The 22707-nt window shown below is 70.8% G+C and carries 14 protein-coding genes and 1 pseudogene; 1 reads left to right on the top strand and 14 read right to left on the bottom strand.

Annotated elements, in window-relative coordinates:
• Window positions 1–415: 415 nt before the first annotated feature.
• From OG792_RS11365 to OG792_RS11315, 11 genes are all read right to left on the bottom strand, one after another.
• Complete coding sequence (locus tag OG792_RS11365) at window positions 416–580, bottom strand: hypothetical protein (RefSeq protein ID WP_329109328.1); 165 nt, start codon at window positions 578–580, stop codon at window positions 416–418.
• Window positions 581–656: 76 nt separating this feature from the next.
• Entirely contained in the window at window positions 657–7181 is a 6525-nt protein-coding gene (locus OG792_RS11360; RefSeq protein ID WP_329109327.1) for an RHS repeat-associated core domain-containing protein, read from the bottom strand.
• Between the two features lie 446 nt (window positions 7182–7627).
• Complete coding sequence (locus OG792_RS11355; RefSeq protein ID WP_442932399.1) at window positions 7628–8446, bottom strand: shikimate dehydrogenase; 819 nt, start codon at window positions 8444–8446, stop codon at window positions 7628–7630.
• A gap of 6 nt (window positions 8447–8452) precedes the next feature.
• A complete protein-coding gene (mltG, locus tag OG792_RS11350) occupies window positions 8453–9655 on the bottom strand; it encodes an endolytic transglycosylase MltG (RefSeq protein ID WP_329109324.1) in 1203 nt (400 codons plus the stop codon).
• Complete coding sequence (ruvX, locus tag OG792_RS11345) at window positions 9652–10113, bottom strand: Holliday junction resolvase RuvX (RefSeq protein ID WP_329111206.1); 462 nt, start codon at window positions 10111–10113, stop codon at window positions 9652–9654. The genes mltG and ruvX overlap by 4 nt, the downstream gene beginning before the upstream one ends.
• Before the next feature lie 86 nt (window positions 10114–10199).
• Window positions 10200–12884 carry an alanine--tRNA ligase gene (alaS, locus tag OG792_RS11340; protein WP_329109323.1) on the bottom strand — a complete coding sequence of 895 codons (2685 nt, stop codon included), beginning with the start codon at window positions 12882–12884 and terminating at the stop codon, window positions 10200–10202.
• The gene (locus tag OG792_RS11335) at window positions 12881–13186 is read right to left on the bottom strand and encodes a hypothetical protein (protein ID WP_329109320.1); all 306 of its coding nucleotides are present in this window, start codon (window positions 13184–13186) and stop codon (window positions 12881–12883) included. Before OG792_RS11335 ends, alaS begins: the two co-directional genes overlap by 4 nt.
• A 42-nt stretch (window positions 13187–13228) precedes the next feature.
• Window positions 13229–13693, bottom strand: a complete 465-nt coding sequence (locus tag OG792_RS11330) for a DUF948 domain-containing protein (RefSeq protein WP_329109319.1) — start codon at window positions 13691–13693, stop codon at window positions 13229–13231.
• 145 nt (window positions 13694–13838) lie between these two features.
• On the bottom strand, window positions 13839–14714 hold the full coding sequence (locus OG792_RS34665) for a hypothetical protein (protein ID WP_442932462.1): 876 nt from the start codon (window positions 14712–14714) through the stop codon (window positions 13839–13841).
• A gap of 2423 nt (window positions 14715–17137) precedes the next feature.
• On the bottom strand, window positions 17138–18634 hold the full coding sequence (locus tag OG792_RS11320) for a replication-associated recombination protein A (RefSeq protein WP_329109316.1): 1497 nt from the start codon (window positions 18632–18634) through the stop codon (window positions 17138–17140).
• Window positions 18635–18709: 75 nt separating this feature from the next.
• Window positions 18710–18919, bottom strand: coding sequence for a hypothetical protein (locus tag OG792_RS11315; protein WP_329109315.1), 210 nt, complete (start codon window positions 18917–18919; stop codon window positions 18710–18712).
• Window positions 18920–18957: 38 nt separating this feature from the next.
• Here OG792_RS11315 and OG792_RS11310 point away from each other — a divergent pair.
• Window positions 18958–19668: pseudogene (locus OG792_RS11310) on the top strand (GNAT family N-acetyltransferase); the annotation flags it as partial.
• A 38-nt stretch (window positions 19669–19706) separates the two neighbouring features.
• On the opposite strand, the gene OG792_RS11305 reads toward OG792_RS11310, so the two are convergent.
• The 3 genes from OG792_RS11305 to OG792_RS11295 form a co-directional block, all read right to left on the bottom strand.
• Window positions 19707–21182, bottom strand: coding sequence for an MFS transporter (locus OG792_RS11305; protein WP_329109313.1), 1476 nt, complete (start codon window positions 21180–21182; stop codon window positions 19707–19709).
• A complete protein-coding gene (locus OG792_RS11300; protein ID WP_329109312.1) occupies window positions 21179–21799 on the bottom strand; it encodes an ArsR/SmtB family transcription factor in 621 nt (206 codons plus the stop codon). The genes OG792_RS11305 and OG792_RS11300 overlap by 4 nt, the downstream gene beginning before the upstream one ends.
• An 82-nt stretch (window positions 21800–21881) precedes the next feature.
• Entirely contained in the window at window positions 21882–22703 is an 822-nt protein-coding gene (locus tag OG792_RS11295; RefSeq protein WP_329109310.1) for an SDR family oxidoreductase, read from the bottom strand.
• Between the last annotated feature and the right edge of the window lie 4 nt (window positions 22704–22707).

Genomic DNA, 22707 nt, shown 5'->3' with positions numbered 1-22707 from the left:
GGACGTCAGCAGGTCTTGGAGCCGCTATTGGTGTTGCGCACGAGAACCGGATTAACGCCGGCGACCAGGTAGTAGGTATGCGTCACATCGACCGTGTGGTCGACAGATTAGGAGAATCCACGGGTACCTACCCCGACCGTTGACCGGTGCCCCGGTCTGCGGGCGGTTCTCAACGCCGTGCGCATGGAAACAACACCATCCGCGACAAACAGGCGGTCGCCCTACCGACTATTGGCCGAACGACGGATCAATCTGGGCACGACCACGCAATACCCACCGCAGCGAGCAACCGAGCCAGCGCAAAGCGGACTTGCCCGGCGGATGATGACCCGCCGGGCAAGCTGTCGAAACGCCGACCAGGGTGGTCGATTACTCGGGCTTTATACGGACGCCCGGACGTGTCGGCGACCCTTGATCAAGGTAGCCGATGCAGTTCACCTCCATCAGCGTCCCGCGTAATGACCGGCCCGGACGGCACGATCGAAATGCCACCATCCCAATGAACAATTTCCATCTCTGCCGATTCCACATCGGCCACATCGGCAAACATCACACTCGCCGGCGCCAGATCGTACGCCATACCACTAGGCTCGAACATGACTCTGAAGGAGGAGCTTCCTTCGGCCGTAATCTTTATCCTCAAACCTCAAACCTCCTCATGATCGATCCCACGCCTCAAGCACCTGCTGGACCAGCTCCACGCGGGGCTTAGCGGTCGGATTGCTGGGAATGCCACGCGCCGCCTCCTTATACATCTCCAGCAGGTCGGCCGCATCTTGCCTTGAGGCCATGGCGCGTAGCTCTGCATCGGATTTACCGGCGTTCCTGGTGACCGAGGGCGTACCAGCGCCCCAGATACGACGACCGACGGTGACTACCGTTTCCCCGCTACTAAGCACTGTACCGGCATTCCAGGTCCCCCAAGGAAAGCGAGAGGGGGCGGCAGCAAGATCGATTGCCGTGCCGTCGGCAGCGACCGAGAAGCGGGCAGCATCGGCAACCTCAGCAGCATCGTCGAGCGCTTTAAGGGCGTACAGACCCTTGCCTGCCTTGCCCGCGTACGGGATCAGGCCGACCGCAGTCCAGACGCAACCGCTGGCGCTACCCTCGATGCACCGCATGGCGTCTGCGGCACCGCTCAATTCGAGCAGGACCTTTCCAAACTGCCGATCGGACTCGGCCCTCATCTCGGAGCAGATGTCGGCGTTGTAGTGGCAGTAGCGGGTCATCATGCCGTTCTTGATCTCCAGGGAACCAAGATTGGCGACTGCGGTGTTGTACTGCATCTCAAGCCACTGGGCGGGAGTCAGGGTTGGCTCGTTGATCGGAATTTCCGGGGTGGGGTCACAGCTCCGAGCGTGCTTGCACCGGCCGTCGGGCTTCTTCGGCGTGGGCTTGTCGCTGGATTTGCGACCACCACCGGGCTTACCGCCGCCGGCCGGTCCGCTGGCTGCCGTCCCCCCGTTGTCGTGGCCGCCCATGCCACAGCTCGCGAAGTCGCAGTCGATCAGACCGGACGGGTCGCTGTAGGTCACCGGGCTGTTGTGGGAGTAGGCGTAGCCGTGCCACTGCTGCGGGTCGGTGAGGTCCTGGATCGGGTCAACGGAGATGAATCGGCCGAGTGCGGGGTCGTACTCGCGGGCGCCGAGGTGCGTCAGGCCGGTGGGGTCGTTGTCGCCGCCGACGAAGCCCTTGGGAGTCGGCCATACGGGTTGGGTGCCGCGTGGTCCGCCGTACGGGGTCTGCCGCCGAACCGTGACAGCTTGGCTGTTGGCGTCAACTGTGGTGTGTTGGGTGCCCTGATGATCGGCGTAGAGCCAGGTCAGGGCGGTGGGCGTACGGGAGGCGACCTGCTTGCCGCCGAAGTCGTAGTAGCGGGTGGCGGTGGCCGTGGTCGCGGTTCCCTCCCGACGAATCTCCTGACCCGGCAGGTAGAGAGTGGTGCCGCCCGAGTCACGGCGGATGAGCCGGGAACCGTCGGCGTCGTAGACGTTGACCTGGCTGTTGGTGGAGTTAGTGGCGAGTCGCCCCTCCGAGTCCCAGGTCAGGGCCTGGGAGTTGGTGCCGGGTGGGCAGGTGTTCGCGGTCGCACCGGTGGGCCGGCAGGTCATGTTGCCGGCGCTGTCGTACGCGTACCTGGTGGTCACCGCCGTCTGGCCCGGTGCCGCCGTCGTGACCGCGGTGGCCGCGTGCGGCCGGGCGACGTTCGCCCCGCCGGTCGGCACCGTGTAGGTGCGGGTGGTGTTGCCGGCGGTGGCGTGCGAGACCTCGGTCAGCCGGTTGCCGACCTTGTCGAAGGTCCAGTCCAGCCAGTACGGCGCCGGCCCACCGAGACTGCCCACCGTCGGCGCGGTGCCGCAGGCGTTGGCGGCGTTCGGCGTCCAGGCCGACGTCAGGCGGCGCAGGACGTCGTAGGTGAAGCACTGGTGGTCGGTCTGCCCCACCTGCGGGGTGTCGGAGATCGCGGTGATGTTGCCGGCGTTGTCGTACCGGTAACCCCGCTGCGACACCGTGCCGGTGGCGGTCTCCGGCTTCACCTTACTGGTCGTGATCCGACGGGTGGTCAGGTCGTATTCCGTGGAGTCCTCGACGTAGACCCCACCGTCGATCTTGCGAGTGGTGATGGTCGGCTCACCGAACACCGTGTACTGCTGACCGGCGACATAGGTCCCGGCATCGGACAGGTTCGTCGTCAGGCTCGTCGGCAGACCCGTGGTGGCGTCGTAGTTCGTGGTGACCTTCTCGGTGGTCAGACCACCGATCGCCGGGTACGTGACCGACGTCGGTGACCCGTCGAAGGCCGAGTAGCCGTAGCCGTACTGCCAGGCCGGGGAGATCAGTCCGGTGCCCTCGACCGCCGGGATGACATACCCGATCCCGGTCGGCTGATAACGGATGCTGAAACCCACCACCCGAGTCACATAGGCATTCGCCGAACCGGCCGGCTCGTACCGGATCGCCTGCGTCTGCTGACCGCGTACCTTCGGCCCACCGTAGACCTGGTCGTACACCCACTCCGCGCGCTTCGTCGCCGCCGAGATCGTAGTGTCGTACAGACCGATCTTCCGACCGATGCTGTCGTACTGGTACACCAGGGTCTTATTAGTGGCATCGGTGGTGCTGGTCAGGTCGTCGTAGTCGTTGTACTGGTTGGTGGTCAGCCCCCGGTCGGGGTCCTTGGCCTGGATCTGGCGGCCCTTGATGTCGAACGTATAGGTCCACTCGTTGCCGTCGGGGTCGGTGACCTTCGTCAGCTGACCCTTACGGTCGTGGGTGTAGGTCGTCGCCTGGTAGGCGCCGTTCACACCCTGCGCCGTGGTGTGCTGGCGCAGTTCGGTGACCCGGCCGTCGGCGTCGGTCAGCGTCGTCGTCGGTACCGCTCCGGCCGGCGGAGTGGCGGTGGTCGCGTTGCCGAGGTACCTGGTGCTGGTCCGCCACTTCTCGACCAGGTTCGTCACCCCGTCGGTGCCGTAGAAGACCTGCTCGGTCGGACGCGACGCGTTGTCGAACACGGTCTTCGTCAGGGCCGGTACCGACCACTCGGGTTCCCACCACAGCGCGCCCGACGGTGTGCCCGGCTCGCTGTGCGGGGCGTAGCTGACGTCCGCGCGACCGGCCTTGTCGTAGAGCGTGTCCGTGACCACCCGGCCGCCGCCGACACCTGCGGCCTGGACCTGCCTGGGCCGAAGGAAGGCGTCGAGGATCTGGTACGACGTCAGATAGTTCCCGGCGGCGTTCAGCGTCTTCGTCACGATGTGCGGGTAGCTGTCCCGAGCCGCCGCGTACTGGTAGCTGTACTCGGTCGAGGGTTTGGTCGGGTTCGTGGCTTTGGACCAGCCGACCTCCCAGACCTTCGACACCCGACCGAGCGGATCGTAGTCGACCTCACTGACCCGGCTGTTCATGTCGGTCGTCTTGACCGGCGCACCCCAGTACGGCTTCGTGTCGACCGAGCCGGTCCACGCCGTTCCACCGTTCGGGTCCGGGGTGCTGGTCGCGGCCCTCGTCAACGGTCCACCCGACGCCGGCGTGTACGTCGTCGTGGTGGTGTGCCCACGCACATCGGTCGAGGTCAGGGTGCGGCCGAAGTTGTCGAACGTCCGCTGCTGACCGGTCAGCCAGACCGTCCCGCCCGCGGGAGTCCAGTCCTTGAGTTCGTCGACGCGGGTGACCGCACCGACCGTCGGGGCGGTGTCCGGGCTGGTCGCACCGTCGTAGTAGTTCCGGGCATCAGACACCATCTCACCGGTGCTGGTTGGCGCCACCCCGCAGGCCAGGGCGGTGGTGGTCACCTGCTTCACCGTCTGGATCAGGTTCTTCACCGTGTTCCGGTTGTACGCGTACGTGATGCACTGCTCGTCACCGGTCACGGCGATGTCGCCGTCGTCCTGGGTCCAGTCCGGCGTGCCGTAGGTGTCGCTGAACTTCGACTCCGACCGGGTGGTCCGCCAGCCGCCCTGCCCGTCGACGCCGAGCGCGGTCGCGTTGTAGCTGACCCGGGTGTTGCTGAACCGGGCGGTGACCGTGTCCCCGTTGATCGTCCGCGACGCCGTCGCCGGTGACATCCACGGCACGTTCACCGTCTTCGACACCGGCTTCGTGTCGACCCCGTTGAACGTCACCTGCTCCCGAACCAGACCGGCGAACTGATCCTCGTCGTACACCGTCTCGCTGCCCACCGACGCCGCGACCGTCACCGTGCGGGTGCCGCCTGCCGGCGCCGTACGGTCCCCGTGCATACCCCGCAGGAACACGGTGCGGGTCAACGTCTGACTCGGCACATCACCCTGACGCACCTCGACCGTGCCGAAGCCCCGGAACTGAGACCACGTCTTGCGGCTCGGCTTGACCAGGCCGTCGTCGTCGGCGTAGTGCCAGGCCGGGCTGCCACCGTAGGTGTAGAACGTGTTCTGGACGGGGGCGCCGTGGTCGGTGCCGTCGACCATCACCTGAAGGTCGGACTCGGAGACCTGCCGCACCACATACTTGTGCCACCACTCGGTGACCTCCGGACCCTCCGGATCCGTCGCGTCCGGCCCGATCACCGGATAACACAGCCTCGTGTTCGTGTGCGCCGCCGACGGAAGATTCCCCGACGCGCAGTCCGGCAGGCTGTACGTGACCTGGATCTTGCCCCCGGTCTCGGTCACGACGTTCGCGATCCGCATCCGGTTGTTCGACGTGTTGTGCACCGACAACACCCGGTTCGGCTTCGACACCGGCTCGAACGTCACCGGCGGCATCGTCACCGGCCCACCCACAAGCCCCGCCTGCGTGATCGAGTTCAGCCACAGGCCCGCGTGGTCGCTGCCGTCACCGACCGCCGGGTACGAATGACCCAACGTCCACGAGTCGACCGGCTGCCACGCCACCGGGGTCACCGTCGTGTCCCACACCCGGGTCGTCACCTTCGACAACCGCTTCGTCGACCAGAACGTCGGCGAGAAATCGTCACAGGACGTCGCGGACGCCGCGCACTCCTGATCCCACGGCACATCCGGCCACCGGGTCGCGTCATGCGTCGCACACGACGACGCACACCGGTCGGCCGACTCGAACAACACCTGCGCCAACGGCGAGACCGACCGGTCACCCACACCCCGGTCCCAGGTGCCGTAGTCGATCCGGGTCAACACACTCGCCCGCGTGTACGACAACGTCTCCGAGGTCGTCATCCGGGTCGCGTACTTGTTCGATTCCTTCTCGTACCAGTACGACATCGTGTTCCCGCGCGGGTCCACCACGTAGTCCAGGTTCCACCGCCACGCCTGCACACAGTCCGAATCAGCGAACGCCGTCGCCCGACACGGCTCGTTCGGGTGGTTGCCGTACACCGGCACCGTGTTCGTCGAGTTCGTCGGCGACCCCTGACCCGGCAGATCATCCAACCCAAAGAAGTACTGCGTACCGTCAGCCGTCGTGACCTTCCAGTGCTCACCGTCCAGGTCGCCGTTGCCCGCACCGGTCAGCTTCTCGATCTTCGAACCGTCCTCGGACCGGGAATGCCAACCCTTCCCCGCCTCGAACACCAGCTCCGAGCCGCCACCGTTCAACGACATCGTCGCGTTGTCCGACCGCCAGCACTGATCCGTGGTCTTCACCAAGTTGTTCGGGGCGCTGCTCTCGGAACCCGCCATGTCCTCACCGCACGTCACGTACCGACGCTCGATGTAACCCGGAGCGAAGTCGAACCCCTCACCGATCCACGATGGCTGGTTGTTCGTCGCGTCCGACATCCCGTCCACCCGCGACGACGAATACGACAACGACAGCGCCGGCGCCGGGCCGCCCACCGCCGGCGGCACCCGCATCGGGTACGACCACGTGAAATCACCCGTCGAACCACCCGACGACCAGGTCGCCGACGGAGACAACGACGTCGCCGCGAAATCACCCTCATCCCCGGAACCACCAGCGGCCAACGCCACCAACGTCCCCGCCGCCGACACCGGCACCCGAGCCGACACCGACGACGACTTCGCATCGTTCACCGATGGCAACGGGGTAGCCGCACAACCCGCCCGCTCCGGAGTCAGCTCCGCACACGCCGGCAACTGCCACAACCGCAGCCGCGACGCCCAGTCACCACCATGCGCGTACCGAAAAGCGTCGTAGCTCACCGACACCTCCGCCGCGCCCGCGACACCCCCGCCTGCCGCGTTCGCCGCCGCCAACGACCGCACCCCGGCCACCCGGACCAGCAGACCGTCCCGCCACAACGGCGACACCTTCGCCCGGTCCAACACCTCGACGGCGACCTCGCCGACCCGGTCACCGGCCGCGCCCGCGGCCGGAGCCACCGACACCGGCGTCGCACCCGCCCGCACCGGCGCCGAAGCGGTGCCAGAACGTTGCACCGACGCCCCGGCAAGCGACACCCTCGCGCTGCCCGCCTTCGGCCACACCGGAGCCGGACGCTCGACGCTCTCCGCCGCCTTCACCGGCCACGCGACACCCTTGGCCGGGGCGCCCACCGCGTCCAGGGGTTCCACCTGACCGGTCAGACGCTGACCGGCTGGGGCGTCCGGCGCGGGCGCGGCCTGCGCCGGTGTCACGGTGAGCATCGAGGAGATCAGGACGCCGCTCAGCACCGCGGCACAGGTTGCCCTGGCACGTCGGCGGGTCGAGCGCCGTCCGGCGGCCAGCAGGGCGGCCACCTTCGGATAGGGATTGCCGTTCACAAGCGCCTCCGATACACGTCGTTTTGCGACGAGGAACAGGTGAGGGGTCGATCGACCCCGAAATGACATGGTGGTTGGGTGCGGCGGGATCCGGGTCGCGCCCGCCGTACGGGCGACCAACAGCCGGGCTAGCTCGTGGACTCAGAGCCGGGGGGTCGCTGCACCGGCCGGAGCGGCGTCGCCTGTGCCGACACCGCGATCGGATAGCACCAGCGCGGTGAGGGTCATCGACGTCAACCAGGCCGACGAAGGTCCTAACAGGACAATTTTGGCGCGCACGGACAGACGACGCTCAGCCACCACGACCCCCGTGATCAATGGACGGTGCGCCGGAACGTTAGATCAACTGCAAGGCTGCTGTAAAGGGTTGACTACAATCAGCAACCACGAAGCGCGCGTATGCGGGCAAGGTGCGCGATCTTGCGGCGGAGAGTCACGTCGTCCGGTCAGCCGGCGCGGGCGGCGAAGAGTGCGGCGCGCATCGCGTCGATCGGCGCGGCCACCCCGGTAAACTGCTCGAACTGGCCGACCGCCTGGGCCAGCAGCAGGTCGAGTCCGGAGACGATCCGGCAGCCGGCGTCCCGGGCGTCGGCGGCCAGCGGCGTCGGCCACGGGTCGTAGAGCGCGTCGAAAAGCACCGTCGACGGCACCCAGGAGACCCGCCCGGCCAGTGCATCCGCGACACCCTTCGGCACCGTGGAGATCACCACGTCGGCGGTGGCGTGTCCGGGCGCCTGCGTCCAGTCGGCCGGCACCAGTGTCAGCCCGAGCCTGCCCGCCACCGGCCGCAGCTCGTCGACCGCCGCCGGCCGCCGGGCGACCACGGTCACCCGGTCCGCCTCAAGCTGGGCAGCCGCGGCCAGCGCCGCCCGCGCGGTGCCGCCCGCGCCCAGTACGGTCACCGTCACCCCGGCCGGGACTCCGGCTGCCCGGAGCACCGCCACCATGCCCCGCACATCGGTGTTGTCCGCGTACCAGGAGCGGTCGCTTCGGCGTACCAGGGTGTTGGCGGCACCGACGGCGGCGGCGACCGGCGAGACCTCCCCGGCCACCGCGAGCCCGACCTCCTTGAGCGGCATGGTCAGCGACAGCCCGGCCCACTCGGCGCCGAGGCCGGCCACCAGATCGGGTAGCTCGGCCTCGGCGCACTCGATCGCGCTGTACGACCAACCGGTCAGGCCGGCCGCCCGGTAACCCGCGTTGTGGATCACGGGCGAGAGGGAGTGCGAGATCGGCTTGCCCAGCACCGCCGCGCGTCGGGGCACGACCACTCAGAGCACGCCGTTCTCTCGGGCTTTCTGCTGGTTACGCAGGTGCTCGGCGTTGGTCTTGGCGAACTCGGAGTGCCCCTCCTTGTCGACCGCCACGAAGAAGTACCAGTCGCCCTTCGGCGGATCCATCGCGCCCTGCAACGCCAGCTTGCCCGGGTTGTCGATCGGGGTCGGGATGAATCCCTTGAGCTTGCGGTTGTACGGATTCTTCGGGTCGTCCAGGTCCCTCGCGGTCATGTCCTTCGACGCCTTGGTCGGCAGGCCCCTGACGTCGAACCAGTAGTTGACCGTCACGTCCATCTCGAAGCACTCGCACGGCACCTCGGAGTTCGGCTTGAACAGCCGGTTGTACGCGACCCGGGCGACCTTGCCGAGATCGTCGGGATTACCCGCCTCGGCCTGCGCGAGCGAGGCCACGATCAGCGCCTCGTACGGGGTGATCCCGCCCAACTTCTCCTGCACCACGTCGGCGAACTTGAGCTGGCCGGCGACGGTGAGGAATCCCTGCACCATTTCCTTCAGGATGCCCTCGGCGGTGGCATTCGGCGGCAGGTCGTACGTCTCCGGGAAGAGGAAACCCTCGATCGACGGGGCGACCTTCTTGCCGTCGCTGCGCTTGAACCAGAAGTCCGGAATCCCGAGCCCGATCGGATCCTTCGCCGCCGCCTCGAACTCCGCGGCCGGGATCTTGGTGGTCTCCTCAAGCTTCTTGTAAACCTGCTTGGCGGTCAGACCCTCGCGGATGGTGACCTTGTTGGTCACCCTGGTCTTCGGGTCCAGCAGCAGAATCAGCGCGGCCTCGCCCGACATCTGCTTGCGCACCTGGTAGAAGCCCGGCTGGATACCGGTGCTCGCCGAATTCTTCTCGGCGGCGGTGACAAACGCCTTGGGGCTCTTGACCACTCCCTGGCTGACCAGGGTGTTGCCGATGTCGGCGAGGAAGTCGCCGTCCTTGATCTCGATCACGACCTGTCCGGTGCCGGCGCCCTCGTAGTCGGGCGCGCCGAACAGGCCCTGGATCCGGTCGCCGGCGTACCAGACGCCACCACCGAGTACGGCGAGCAGGACGAGAGGCAGCAGCAGGGCGAGCACCGTCTTACCCCGGCCGCCCCGGCCCTTGCGCTTCCGGTCGCGTACGCCACCGCGCCGGTGTTGTCCCTTCTCGGTTCGCTCGTCGAACGCGAGCTCCAAGTCGTCGATCATCTGGTCCGCCTCCGCTGCCCGTCTAGCCAGCTCTGCAGGATCTCCACCGCGGCCGCCTGATCGACCACAGCGCGTTGACGCCTTCCCCGGACGCCCCGCTCGGACAGCCTACGGGTAGCCACCACCGTCGACATCCTCTCGTCCGTCAGAGTCACCGGAACGGGGGCAATGACCTCGGCCAACCGGGTCGCGTACGCCTTGGTGTGAATCGCCGCCGGTCCGTGCGTACCGGCCAGTGTCACCGGCAACCCGACCACCACTTCGACACCTCGATGCTGTTCGACGAGGTGCGCCAGTTCCGAGATATCCGACGGAACCGCATTCCCCTCCGTGGTGAGGTCACGGGCCAGGGTGACCAGTGGCGTGGCCAGAATGGCGTCCGGATCGCAGACCGCGACGCCGACCCGCACCTTGCCGACGTCCACACCGAGTCGTACACCGGGCGAGAAATGCCCCATACCGATTGACCTCCCCTCGTTGCATACGGAAGGCAGACCGCCGTGGTTCACGATCTGACCACGACGATCTGCCTCCGGGCAATCCATCACGCCTCGGCGATTGCCTTTTCCACCGCGCCGAGCAGGTTCGGTGCCTGGTCCGCCGGCACGCCGCCACCCTGGGCCAGGTCGGCGTTGCCGCCGCCCCGGCCGGACAGCGCCGCCTTGACCAGGTCACCCGCGGCCAGGCCGCGTCCCTTGGCCGCCGCGTTGAGCGCCACCACCAGCGACGCCTTGCCGCCGGACCGGGCCGCCACCGCGACCACCGCCGGGCGCGCGGCATCGATCCTGCCACGAATCTCCTGGGCCAGCGTGCGTACGTCGTTGCCGGCCGCGCCCTCCGGCGCCTCCACCCCGACGTAGGCGACCCCGTGGATGTCGCGGGCATCGGCCGCGAACGCCGCCGCCCCGCCCAGCACCATCTGCGCCCGGAGCTTCTCCAGCTCCCTCTCCGCGTCCCGCAACTGGGAAACGGTCTGCTCGACCCGGTCGGCGACCTGGTCGCCCGGCACCCGGTAGAGGTCGGCCAGCCGGGACACCAGCAGGTGCTCCTTGGCCAGGAAGCGGAACGCGTCGATGCCGACCAGCGCCTCGACCCGGCGTACGCCGGCACCGATCGACGACTCGGAGAGGATCTTCACCAGGCCGAGCTGTCCGGACCGGGCCACGTGCGTACCGCCGCAGAGTTCACGGGCGTAGTCACCGACCTCGACCACCCGCACCTCCTCGCCGTACTTCTCGCCGAACAGCGCCATCGCACCGAGCCGACGCGCCTCGGCCTGCGAGGTGATGAACGCGTGCACCTCCAGGTCGGCCAGCAGCACCTCGTTGACCTGCTGCTCGACGTCGGCGAGCACGCTCGGCGAAACCCCGGTCGGGGTGTTGAAGTCGAACCGCAGCCGGCCCGGCGCATTCAGCGAACCGGCCTGGGTCGCCGACTCGCCGAGGAAGTGCCGCATGGTCTGGTGCACCAGGTGGGTGGCGGTGTGCGACCGGGAGATCGCCTTACGGCGGGTCACGTCGATCTCGGCCAGACCGGCCTCACCCGTACGCACCTCGCCACGGACCACCCGGGCCCGGTGCACGATCAGGCCGGGGACCGGCTGCTGCACGTCGAGCACCTCGACCTGGCCGCCGCCGACCGTGATCAGCCCCAGGTCGGGCTGCTGGCCACCGCCCTCGGCGTAGAACGGGGTGGTGTCGAGCACCAGCTCGACGGTCTCCCCCTCGCCCGCGACCTCGACCGGCACGCCGGCCCCGCCGAGCAGGGCCCGGACCTTGGACTCGCGACTGACCTCGGTGTAGCCGGTGAAGGTGACCGGTCCGCCGTTGTCCAACACCCCGCGGTACGCGGACAGGTCCACGTGTCCGGTCTTACGCGCCTGCGCATCGGCCTTGGCCCGCGAGCGCTGGTCGGCCATCAGTCGACGGAAGCCGTCCTCGTCGACACTCAGCCCCTGCTCGGCGGCGATCTCCAGGGTCAGGTCGATCGGGAAACCGTACGTGTCGTGCAGCTGGAACGCCCGCTCACCGGTCAACGCCGGCCTACCCGCCGACTTCGACTCCGCGATGGCGGTGTCCAGGATCGTGGTGCCCGCCCGCAGGGTGGACAGGAACGCGTCCTCCTCGGCGTACGCGTACTGCGAGATCCGGTCGAAGTCGCTGGCCAGCTCCGGGTACGACGGCGACATGCAGTCCCGGGCCACCGGCAGCAGCTCGGGCAGCGCCCGCTCCTGCCAGCCGAGCAGCCGGACCGCCCGGATCGCCCGCCGCATGATCCGCCGCAGCACGTAGCCGCGACCCTCGTTCGACGGGGTCACCCCGTCACCGATCAGCATCAACGCGGTCCGCACGTGGTCGGCGACCACCCGCAGCCGTACGTCGTCCGGGTGCGACTGGTTGGCCGCGTGACCCGAGTGGGCGCCGTACCGTTTGCCGGTCAGCTCCGCCGCCCGGTCCAGGATCGGCCGCACCTCGTCGATCTCGTACAGGTTGTCCACGCCCTGGAGGATGGACGCCATCCGCTCCAGGCCCATGCCGGTGTCGATGTTCTTCGCCGGCAGGTCACCCAGGATCGGGAAGTTCTCCTTGTCGGTGCCCGGACCCCGCTCGAACTGCATGAAGACGAGGTTCCAGAACTCCATGTAGCGGTCCTCGTCAACCTCCGGACCGCCCTGCGCGCCGAACTCCGGCCCCCGGTCGTAGAAGATCTCCGAGCACGGCCCGCACGGGCCGGGGATGCCCATGGACCAGAAGTTGTCCTTCTTGCCCCGCCGCACGATCCGTTCCGCCGGCACCCCGATCTGCCGGTGCCACAGGTCGAACGCCTCGTCGTCGTCGAGGTAGACGGTCGGCCAGATCCGCTCCGGGTCCAGCCCGAACCCGCCGTCGGCCTGCGACTTGGTGATCAGGTCCCAGGCCAGCGTGATCGCCCCGGACTTGAAGTAGTCGCCGAACGAGAAGTTCCCGTTCATCTGGAAGAACGTGCCGTGCCGGCTGGTCTTGCCGACCTCGTCGATGTCCGGCGTACGGATGCACTTCTGCACCGACACCGCCCGCGAGTACGGCGCCGACTGCTGCCCCAGGAAGTACGGCACGAACTGCACCATGCCCGCGTTCACGAACAACAGGTTCGGATCGTTGATGGCGGGCAGCGGAGCGGACGGCACCACGGCATGGCCATTCGCCTCGAAATGCGCCAGGTACCGCCGCTTGATCTCCGCCGTTTTCATCGGGAGCCATCCTCCGGGAAAATCTCGTGGTCGCCGATCCGCGGGTCCCCGCGCAGGTCGGCGAATTGGTCGTCGAACGCCACGCCCTCGGCGAAGGCGTTGTGGATCTCCTGCTCGCGCTCGGCCATCCCGGCCCGAACGTCGTCGATGAAGCCGCGCAGCGACTCGACCGCACCACCAGCGGACTCCGACAGCGACGTGGCGATGCCGCCCGGTGTGTAGGACTGCGCAGTCCGGGTCACCTTGCGGACGACCAGCGCCCCGACGGCGAGCCCGATGCCCAGCCAGAGCAATCGCCTCATGGCCTTATCCTCTCTCGCCGCCGCGTTGACGCCGGCACCAGGTCAGCGGTTGTCGCCGCGCTTGGCGGCCCGGCGCTGAGACTTGAGCGTCGCCCGTACCTCACGGTCCTCGTCGGCGTGCCGGCGGGCGGATGCCGCCTTGCGTACGCCGTAGCCGAACGCGGCCACCTTGACCAGCGGGTTCGCCGCGGCGGCGGAGACCACGGTGGCGAGGTTGGCGACGTTGGCCGTGACGTTCTGCGCGTGCCCGGTCATCGTATCGATCTTGGCGAGCTGGATGTTCACCCCGTCCAGCGAGGTGTGCACCTGCGTGAGCGCGACGTTCACGTTCTCGATCGTCGCGTTCGCGTTACCCAACAGCGGCGCCGTACGGTCGTTCAGGTCGTTGATCGCCCGGGTCGCGGCGTCGACCGTGTGTCGCAGCCGCAGAATGGGCACGGCCAGTACGAGCACCAGCATCAGGAACGCCCCCGCCGCGACGAGCGCGGCGATCTGTCCAGGGTTCACCCGTGTTCTCCTCTACCGAACCGTCTCGACAGCGCGGTTACGCCATCCGGGCGCACCGCACCAGCAGCGGGCAAAGCGGCACCGGATACGTAACGCCGCACTCCGTACCAACAGCCAGACCCTACCGTCCGTGACGAAACTCGGCTCACGACGGTGGGGCGGTCAGTTCACTGAGCGGATCGTCGGTGAAGACCGGTTCCGGATCCACACCGGTGAGCGACGGGTCCGTACTCGGCTGCGGCTTGGTCCGTTCGTCGTCGATCGCGTTCCGTACCTTGATCGACACCACCGCGCCGTCGCACGGCGGCGGCTCGGCGCCGGGGGACGCGGGTGCCGCCTCCGGCTCGACCGGCTCGACCGTCGGGCGGCCCTCCAGCGGGCCGGTCGCGCAGCTCGGCGGACGCACCCACAGGTCGAGCGTCAGCTCGTCCCGCCGCCAGCAGGTGTAGTGCCCCTCGACCGGCTGCTCCGGGCAGGGTGTCACCTGCCACGTCCGCCAGCCGTCCTCGGTCAGCGCCTGCTGGTACGCCTGCGCGGTCGGTTCCGCCCCCTGCGCGGATTCCACCGTCCGTTCCCGGAACCGGCACTCGATCAGGCACCACCGGCTGCCGTAGACGTCGTCCTCGACCTGCGTGGCGGCCCACGTCGGCACGGCCAGCCCGTCCAGGGCGCTGAACACCGGGTCGCGGGTCGCGGCCCGGATGCCGAAGAAGAGCGGCAGCGCGCCGAGCACCAGCAACGTGGCCAGGATCAGGGCGGCCACCTTGAGCCGGCGCTTCTCCCGCAGTTGGCGGCGGATCTCGGAACGGGGTTCCCGAATCTCGCCGGTGCCGGTGGGGTCGTCGTGCGGGCGGTCGTCCGGAGCCGGGCCGGCCGGTAGCGCGCCGGTCAGAGCGGCAGGCCGGACACTCGCCGACGCACTCGCCGAGCCGACCGGGGCGACTGCCGCCTTTGCCACGGCCACCGGCTTGGACGCGGACGTGCCGGGCGGAACCGGCCCGCCCTGGTGCGGACCGCCCATCGGATGGGGCCCACCCTGGTTCGGCGCACCCATCGGGATCGGCCCGCTCTGATTCGGGCCACCCATCGGGTGCGGACCACCCTGGTTCGGCGCACCCATCGGGATCGGCCCGCTCTGATTCGGGCCACCCATCGGGTGCGGACCACCCTGGTTCGGGCCACCCATCGGGTGCGGCCCGCCGGGCCGGGGCGCGGCCGTCGGGCTGCCGGGCACGGCCACCGAGGCCGAGGCGGATACCGGCACGGAGGCGGCGCCACGGCCGACCCCGGTGGGGCCGGTGTCCCGCTCCGGCGGACCCGAGGGCGGCATCGGCCCACCGGACGGGGCCGGACCGCCGGGGGCCATCGGGCCCCCAGGAGCCATCGGGCCACCGGCGGGCGGCATCGGGCCGGCACCGGCCGGGCGCGGCGGTGCGCCGGGACCGGACGCCGGGGGGAACGCCGGGGGTACCGGCCGGGCGGCGGCCCGGCCGCCGCGCCGGTCCATCGGCTCCGTGGGTGGCGGGACCGTGGCCGCGCCGCGCGGACCGGCGGGATTGCCGACCGGGGGAACCGGACCATGTGATCCCGGTACGGCGGGGGGTCCCGCCGGAACGGCACGGCCGACGCCACGGCCCTCCGCACCGCCGTCACCCCGGTCCGGTACGGGACCGGACGGCGGGCCGGACGGGAGTCGACCCGGCGGGTAGCCGGGGCCGGGTTGTCCCCGGTCGGGTGCCGGCGGGCCGTCGACCGGGGCGGAGCGGCGGGGACGAAGTTCGGGGCCGACCGGGGGACGGATACCGTCGCGGGCCGGCGGTGCGGGATCGCCGGTCGGGCGTTGTTCACCGGGTCCCCGGGGATCGTGGACCCGTCCGCCCGGTGCCGGTTGACCGGGGGCCGACGGTCCGGCGGGTGCCGGCCCGAAGCGGTCCGGGCCGGACGGGCCACCGGAGACGGACGGGCCACCGGGTGCACCGGCCGGGCCGCCCGGAACCGGTGCGGCACCGCCGGTCGGACCGCCACGGGTGGCTCGGCGTACCCAGTCGACCGGACGGTGGCTGCCGGTCGTCTCCTCCGGTCCGGTGGGCGGGGGCAGCGGGGGCGCGTTCCCCGTCCTCGGCACCCGCGGATCGGAAAGATCGCCGGTCCTGGTCGATCGCGAATCTGTCGGATCACCGGGTCGCGGCCCACGCGGATCGGCCGGATCGCCGAGCCGCGCACCTCGTGGATCAGTCGGGTCGGCGATCCGGGCACCACGCGGGTCGGTCGGGTCGGCAAGCCGGGCACCACGCGGGTCGGTCGGGTCGCCGACCCTCGGTGCCCGCGGGTCGGTGGCATCCCGGGGCGGACCGTACCGGCCGTCCGGCTGCGGCACGCCCGCTCGGCCGGTCGGCTCGCCGCCCGGGGCTCCGGGCCGGCTCGTTGCGGGTCCGCCCGGCACCGGCGGGGTCGCGACGGCGCTGCGCCGTCCGGGCGGGGTGTCCTCGTGCCGGCGGCCCGCAGGCGGCTCCTCGACACGCGGCTCGGTCGGCCGTCGGGCCGGGTCGAGCGCGCCATGCCTGGCCTGCGGATCGCGCTGGTCCGGCGCCGGCGCACCGGCGTGCCGCCCCGGCTGGCCGGGGTCGCTGCCGGGCAGATCCGGCCGTCGGAAGCCCTCGCTCTCGCCCTGGCTCGGCTCCCCGTGCCGACCCGCTGCCGGTGGCATCGCCGGATGGGGGTCCGGCGTCCGCCGGTCGACCGGCGGCCCGGCCCAGGCGCCGGCACCGTCCGGTTCGGCGGCGGCCCGCCGGCCCGGCCGGTCGGTGGCAGGGCGGGAGGTGTCGGGTTCGAAGCTCCGCGAATGCCGGGACGGGCCGGTCTCGTCCTGCGCGCCCCAGGGCTCCGGCTGCACGGGCGGGGCGGGACGCTCGGCGCGGGGCGGCTCGGGACGGGAGGGCTCGGGGCGGGGCGGCTCGGGTGCCGGTCTGGGTTGACCGACCGGGGGAACGACCGCGGCGCGGCGCACCGGGGCGGGCCCGCCGTCAAGAGCCTGGTCGCCGGGCCCCGGACCGCCAGGCCCGAAGTCGGCGCCACCGGCGAGGCCGCGCTCGCCGCCACCGCCGGGGCCGCGGTCGGCACGGCCGGCAGGGCCGAAGTCGGCACCGCCCGCCGGGCCGAAGTCGGGGCGACCAGAAGGCCCGAGGTCGGGGCGACCAGAAGGCCCGAGGTCGGGGCGACCGGCGGGCGCGCCACGTCCGGGCGCGGCTTCGGCGCCGCCGGGACCGAGGTCGGTCTGCTGCCGCTTGGCCGTACGGAGGTCGGCGATCCAGCCGAGTTCCTCGCCGCTGACCTCCGGCTCCTCGACGGGGGTGTCGGACTTGCCCCGTCCCCAGCGGCGTCGCAGGGATCGAGGTTCCCGTTGCTCCTCGGTGCCGTCTTCGGGCAGGTCGGAACCGCGCGATTTCACTGGTGATCCTCCCCGGCAGGCGCGCTGCCGTCTTCGTCCGCCGGCCGCTCCGGCCTGGTGCCGGCGCCGGTCGACGCCGGTGTCGGTGTCGGTGTCGGGGCGGGCGGTGTCGGGGCGGGTGTGCCCCGGACGATGCCGCGTAACAGCGGGAGCCGGGCGGCGACCGCCCGCTCCCCACCGTGTCCGCTCGGCCGGTAGTAGTCGACCCCGACGAGGTCGTCGGGTGCGTACTGCTGGGTGACGACGCCCCGCTGGTCGTCGTGCGGGTAGCGGTAGCCGGTGCCGTGCCCGAGACCACGCGAACCGGAGTAGTGGGCGTCGCGCAGCGCGCGGGGCACCGAGCCGCCACGGCCGGCCCGGATGTCGCCGGTGGCGGCACCGATCGCGGTGGTGACCGCGTTCGACTTGGGCGCGGTGGCCATGTGGATCACCGCTTGGGCCAGGTTGAGTTGGACCTCGGGCAGGCCGACGTACTCGACGGCGTGGGCGGCGGCGGTGGCCACACCCAGCGCGGTCGGGTCGGCCATGCCGATGTCCTCGCTGGCGAAGATGACTATCCGCCGGGCGATGAACCGGGCGTCCTCACCGGCGACCAGCATCCGGGCCAGCCAGTGCAGCGCCGCGTCCACGTCCGAGCCGCGCATGCTCTTGATGAAGGCACTGGCGACGTCGTAGTGGGCGTCGCCGTCGCGGTCGTAGCGGACCGCCGCCACGTCCACCGCCTGCTCGGCGGTGGCAAGATCGATCTCGGTGCCACCCAGGGCCGCGGCCGAGCCGGCCGCCGCTTCGAGCGCGGTCAGTGCCTTGCGTACGTCGCCGCCGGCCAGGCGTACGAGATGGTCCTCGGCGTCCGGTGCGAGGGTGAGCGCCCCGCCCAGCCCGCGCTCGTCGGTCATCGCGCGGCGCAGCAACCCGCGCACCGCCTGCTCGTCCAGCGGTTGCAGGGTGAGCAGTACGCACCGCGACAGCAGCGGCGAGATGACCGAGAAGTACGGATTCTCGGTGGTCGCCGCGAGCAGCGTGACCGTCCGGTCCTCGACGGCGGCGAGCAGCGAGTCCTGCTGGGTCTTGCTGAACCGGTGCACCTCGTCGATGAAGAGTACGGTCGGCCGGCCGCCGGACCGGCGCTCCCGGCGGGCGGTTTCGATCACCGCCCGAACGTCCTTGACCCCGGCGCTCAGCGCCGACATCGCCACGAACCGTCGGTCGGTGGCCCCAGCGACCAGGTGGGCGATGGTGGTCTTGCCACTGCCCGGCGGACCCCAGAGAATCACCGACATCGGTGTCGTACCGGTGACCAGCTGACGCAGCGGCGCTCCCGGCGCCAGCAGGTGGTCCTGACCGATCAGTTCGTCGAGGCTCGCCGGGCGCATCCGGACCGGCAGCGGGGCGTCCGCGCCGGGGGTGGTGAAGCCATCGGCGACGCCCGATATCGTGGGTGCGGAGCGCGCCCCACCGGCACCGGTGAGGGAGAACAGACCGTCGGGCTCCATCACGAAGACATTACCGGCCCGGTGCCGGACGCTCGAAATGCGCCGATCCCGGGCCGGTTCACGTCGGCGAACGGGTCAGCCCCGACCGGGCCGCCGTCCGCGCCAGCGTCCGCCGCCACCGCTGCCGGGTGCGCGGCCGACACCGGCCAGGTAGAGGGCCAGACAGAGCAGACCGGCAAGGCTCAGGGTGCCCGGACTGAACAGGTCCGGCGCGCCGAGATCGGTGTCGAACAGGTCGAGCAGCAACGCAAAGCCGAAAATGCCGGCGGCGATGTAGGCGAACATAATCGGGTCCTCCGAGGGGGTGGGGTGGGTCGACCCTGATGTACCCCGCGACGGCAGCCGTCAATCTCCAGGATGGAACCCGCGCCGCCGGCGCTAGAGTTTCCTCCATGATCACCGAAGCGACGCTGGTCAGAGGGCGTGCCGGCATCCTCGCCGCGGCCGGCGACCACCCGTACGTGCGGCTGAACGCCGGTGCCGGCGGCGAGTTGACCGGCTATCTGCTCGACGGTGCCGTGTTCTGGACCGGGAGCGGCCCGCACGGGGTGACCGGCTGGGCCACCGGCGACCCCGGACCGGCCGCCCGGTTGGCCGGTGAACTGCGTGCCGCCGGCACCCTCGATCTGCGCTGGCTGCACCTGCCCCGGCTGGATGCCGGCATCCCGGCCGGACACCTCGCCGTGACCCACCGCGACGACTGGGACTTCCGCTGGGCGGTCACCCCGCCGCCGGCCCAGCCGGGCGAGGACCGGGTGGTACGACTCACCGGGGCCGACCACGACGCGATCACCGCCCTGGTCGACGACTCGTTCCCGACCAGCACCACCCGCCCCGGCGACCCCCGGGTCCGCCACTGGTACGGCATCCGCTCCGGCAACCGTCTGGTGGCGGCCGGTGCCGACCGCAGTCGGGGCGGCACCGGCTTCCTCGCCGGGATCACGGTCGCGACCGACGCCCGTGGGCAGGGCTTCGGTGCGGCGCTCACCGCGGCGATGACCCGTACGCTGCTGGACGAGGTCGAGGAGGTGACGCTCGGCGTACTGGTCGACAACACGGCCGCGATCCGGCTCTACGAGCGGCTGGGTTTCGCCGGCTCGATTCCGCGTACGTCGGTGGGGTTGGCCCCGCTGCCCGACCCGGGCGCCGACACCCCCGACCGCGCCCCGTCAACGGCCGCCGGCACCGGCGCACCCGTCGACACCGACCCGTCCGGCGCCACCAACCTGTCCGGCGCCACCGACCTGTCCGGCGCCACCGACCTGTCCGACGGCACCAACCTGTCCGACGGCGCCTGTGGGAGCACCGCTGGCGAGCGGCGGGTGGCTCGCCACGCGGGCAGGTAGAGCGGGGCGGCGACGGCCAGCACGACCGCGCCGACCAGCATCGCCGTGCTGACCGAGGTGGCGCCGGCCACGCCGGTCAGCACCACCCCGCCGAGCGCGCCGGCCGGCTGCGAGACCATCGAGTTGAGCGAGATGACGCTGGTCCGGTACGGGCCGTCGACCTGTCGGTGCAGCAGTCCCAGGTGCAGCGGGTTCGACGCGCCGTGCACCAGATAGCAGGCGAGGTACGCGGCGACCACCCCGACCGGCCCGGCCAGCAGCCCCATCCCGACCACCGTGCCGCCCTGCACGATCCGCAGCAGTGCGGCGGCGGGCGCCACCCCGATCCGACGGGACAGCATCGGGGCGAGTCCGGCACCGGCGGCCGAGGCGAGCCAGGCCACCGAGCCGGCGGGGCCGAGCAGCGCCGCCGCCCGCTCCGGGTCACCGAGCACCTCGGAGAGGCGTACCGGCAGCAGCGTCTCGAAGGTGACCATGCCGAAGCCCCAGAAGAGTTCGACGGCGACCAGGGCGACCAGGATCCGGGACCGGCGCAGCAGGCCGAACGCGCCGCCGATCGCGGTCGGCACCCCGCGCAGCGATTCCCGCAACGCGACGACGCCCCGGGCCGAACGTACCTCCGGCAGCAGCACGACCAGGGCGACCAGCGCGACGACCTGGAGCACGAACGCGATCAGCACCGGTACGGTCAGCGCGCTGATCCCGCCGATCGGGCCGAGCGCGACCAGGCCACCACTGATCAGTGCCCCGGCCCCGACCGCCAGGCCGAGCACCGCTCCCCCGCCGCCGAGTCCGCGTTCCAGGTCGGCGTCGGGGTCGGCGGCGAGCACCGCGTCGACGTACCAGGAGTCGAGCGGGCCGCTGTCCAGCGCCCGGAAGATGCCCTGCAACACGAAGACGACGAGGAACAACCCGATCGAGTCGGCAACGGCGAGCAGGGCGATCGAACCGAGACTGAGCAGGCTGGCGGCGACCAGCACCGGTTTGCGGCCGATCGCGTCGGCGAGCCCGCCGGTGGGCAGTTCCAGCAGCAGTACGACCAGCCCCTGCGCCGCCACCACCAGGCCGATCTGCGGCAGGCTGAGCCCCCGTTCCAGCATGAGCAGGGTGAGGACCGGGATCATCAGGCCGACCGGGAACCAGCGCAGCCCGAGCAGAACCAGGTAGCGGCCCCGGGCCTGGCGCAGAGTCAGCGTCGTCACGGCTTCTCCCGGGGGTGTGCGGCGGGCGGGGTGTCGACCCGGGGGAAGGTGTTCAGGTAGAGCAGGACCTGTTCGGTCCGGTCCCCGGCGGGTGACGGGTCGGCCATATAGCGCTTGACCACCGCGATCAGTTCTTCGTTGAGCTGGCCCAGCCGTTCCGGGGTGAGGCTGAGCAGGGAGTCGTTGTAGCCGCCGACCGATCGCCAGGCGGCCGGATAGCGCCGCTTGGCGGCGTTCCAGTTGCGGGCCTGCTCGACGTAGCTGTGCAGGAGGTGGTCGTCGAACCAGTCGGCGGCCGCCCGCGCGTCGGGGTCGTCGTCGAAGTCGCTGCTGAACCAGGTGGTGCTCCGGTGTACGGATCGCCACCAGCGCTCTCGGCCGGTGCCCCGACCGGCCTCCTCGGCCACCAGTCCCACCTCGGCGAGTTGGCGCAGGTGGTAGCTGGTGTTGCCGGTGTTGGTGCCGAGCGCGTTGGCCAGTCCGGTCGCGGTGGCCGGGCCGTCCGTCCGCAACGCGGAGAGCAGCCGGGCACGCACGGGGTGGGCCAGGGCGCGGATCTGTCGGCCGTCGAGCCGGACGTTCGACTCCGGTTCGACGGCTTCCTCGGTTGCGGACATGCTTTGCAGAATAGTTCTGCACAGAATCTCTGCACAATGCCTATGCAAAAGTTTTCTGCAAGGCAGGTGGCGGGAAGCTGTGTCAGACCGCGAGCAGTTCGCGGGCGCCGCGCAGGCGGGTCCGCAGCAGCGCCGCCGCACGCGAGCTGTCCAGGCGTACGTTGTCCGGGCGGGGCTGACCCACCGCCGCGATGGTGGTCACGGCGAGCTTCGCCGGGTCCAGCCCGTACCGCCCGGCGACCAGTCGACCGAGGTCGGCCCGGCTCACCGGGTCCGCACCGGCCACGTTGAGCGGGCCGGCGTAGTCCGAGTCGACCAGCTCCAGCACCGCCGAGGCCAGATCCGTCACATCCACCGGGCAGCGGAACTCGTCGCTGAACAGGCGTACTCCCGGTGCGCCGGTGAGCGCGTCGAGGCAGAGCCGGATCTGCCTGCTCCGCTCGTCGCCGATGATCAGCGACGTACGCACCACCGCCGCCTCCGGCGCGACCAGCCGTACGGCGGTCTCCGCCGCCGCCTTCGCCGCCCCGTACGGGTAGACCGGGGTGGGCGGCTCGTCGTCGGCGTACGGCCTCGGCCGCCCGGCGTGCAGCGCGTCGCTGGACAGGTGCACCAGTCGGGCGCCCGCCTCGGCGGCGGCAGCCGCGACATGACCGGCCCCGTCGGCGCAGACCGCCCAGCCCCCGTAGACGGCGGCGGCATTGATGACGGCCCGTGGGCGTACCCGGGTGACCAGCGCGCGCACGGCGGCCCGGTCGGTGATGTCCAGTGGCCGCCAGTCGACACCGTCGAGGGCACCGGGCGCCCGGTGGTACGTCCCGACGAGCCGGGAGCCAGCGGTCACCGCCCGGCGGCACAACTCGCCGCCGAGGTAACCGCTGGCTCCGACGACCAGCAGGGTCAACGGA

Source organism: Micromonospora sp. NBC_01699, from assembly GCF_036250065.1.
Lineage (GTDB): Bacteria > Actinomycetota > Actinomycetes > Mycobacteriales > Micromonosporaceae > Micromonospora_G.
The sequence above is the reverse complement of the archived record's forward strand: the minus strand, read 5'-3'. Positions and strand labels throughout refer to the sequence as shown.

Coding starts and splice junctions, on each gene's coding strand:
- OG792_RS11365 (WP_329109328.1), bottom strand. CDS start 580: ATGGCGTACGATCTGGCGCCGGCGAGTGTGATGTTTGCCGATGTGGCC.
- mltG (WP_329109324.1), bottom strand. CDS start 9,655: ATGATCGACGACTTGGAGCTCGCGTTCGACGAGCGAACCGAGAAGGGA.
- ruvX (WP_329111206.1), bottom strand. CDS start 10,113: ATGGGGCATTTCTCGCCCGGTGTACGACTCGGTGTGGACGTCGGCAAG.
- alaS (WP_329109323.1), bottom strand. CDS start 12,884: ATGAAAACGGCGGAGATCAAGCGGCGGTACCTGGCGCATTTCGAGGCG.
- OG792_RS11335 (WP_329109320.1), bottom strand. CDS start 13,186: ATGAGGCGATTGCTCTGGCTGGGCATCGGGCTCGCCGTCGGGGCGCTG.
- OG792_RS34665 (WP_442932462.1), bottom strand. CDS start 14,714: ATGGGCGGTCCGCACCAGGGCGGGCCGGTTCCGCCCGGCACGTCCGCG.
- OG792_RS11320 (WP_329109316.1), bottom strand. CDS start 18,634: ATGGAGCCCGACGGTCTGTTCTCCCTCACCGGTGCCGGTGGGGCGCGC.
- OG792_RS11315 (WP_329109315.1), bottom strand. CDS start 18,919: ATGTTCGCCTACATCGCCGCCGGCATTTTCGGCTTTGCGTTGCTGCTC.
- OG792_RS11300 (WP_329109312.1), bottom strand. CDS start 21,799: ATGTCCGCAACCGAGGAAGCCGTCGAACCGGAGTCGAACGTCCGGCTC.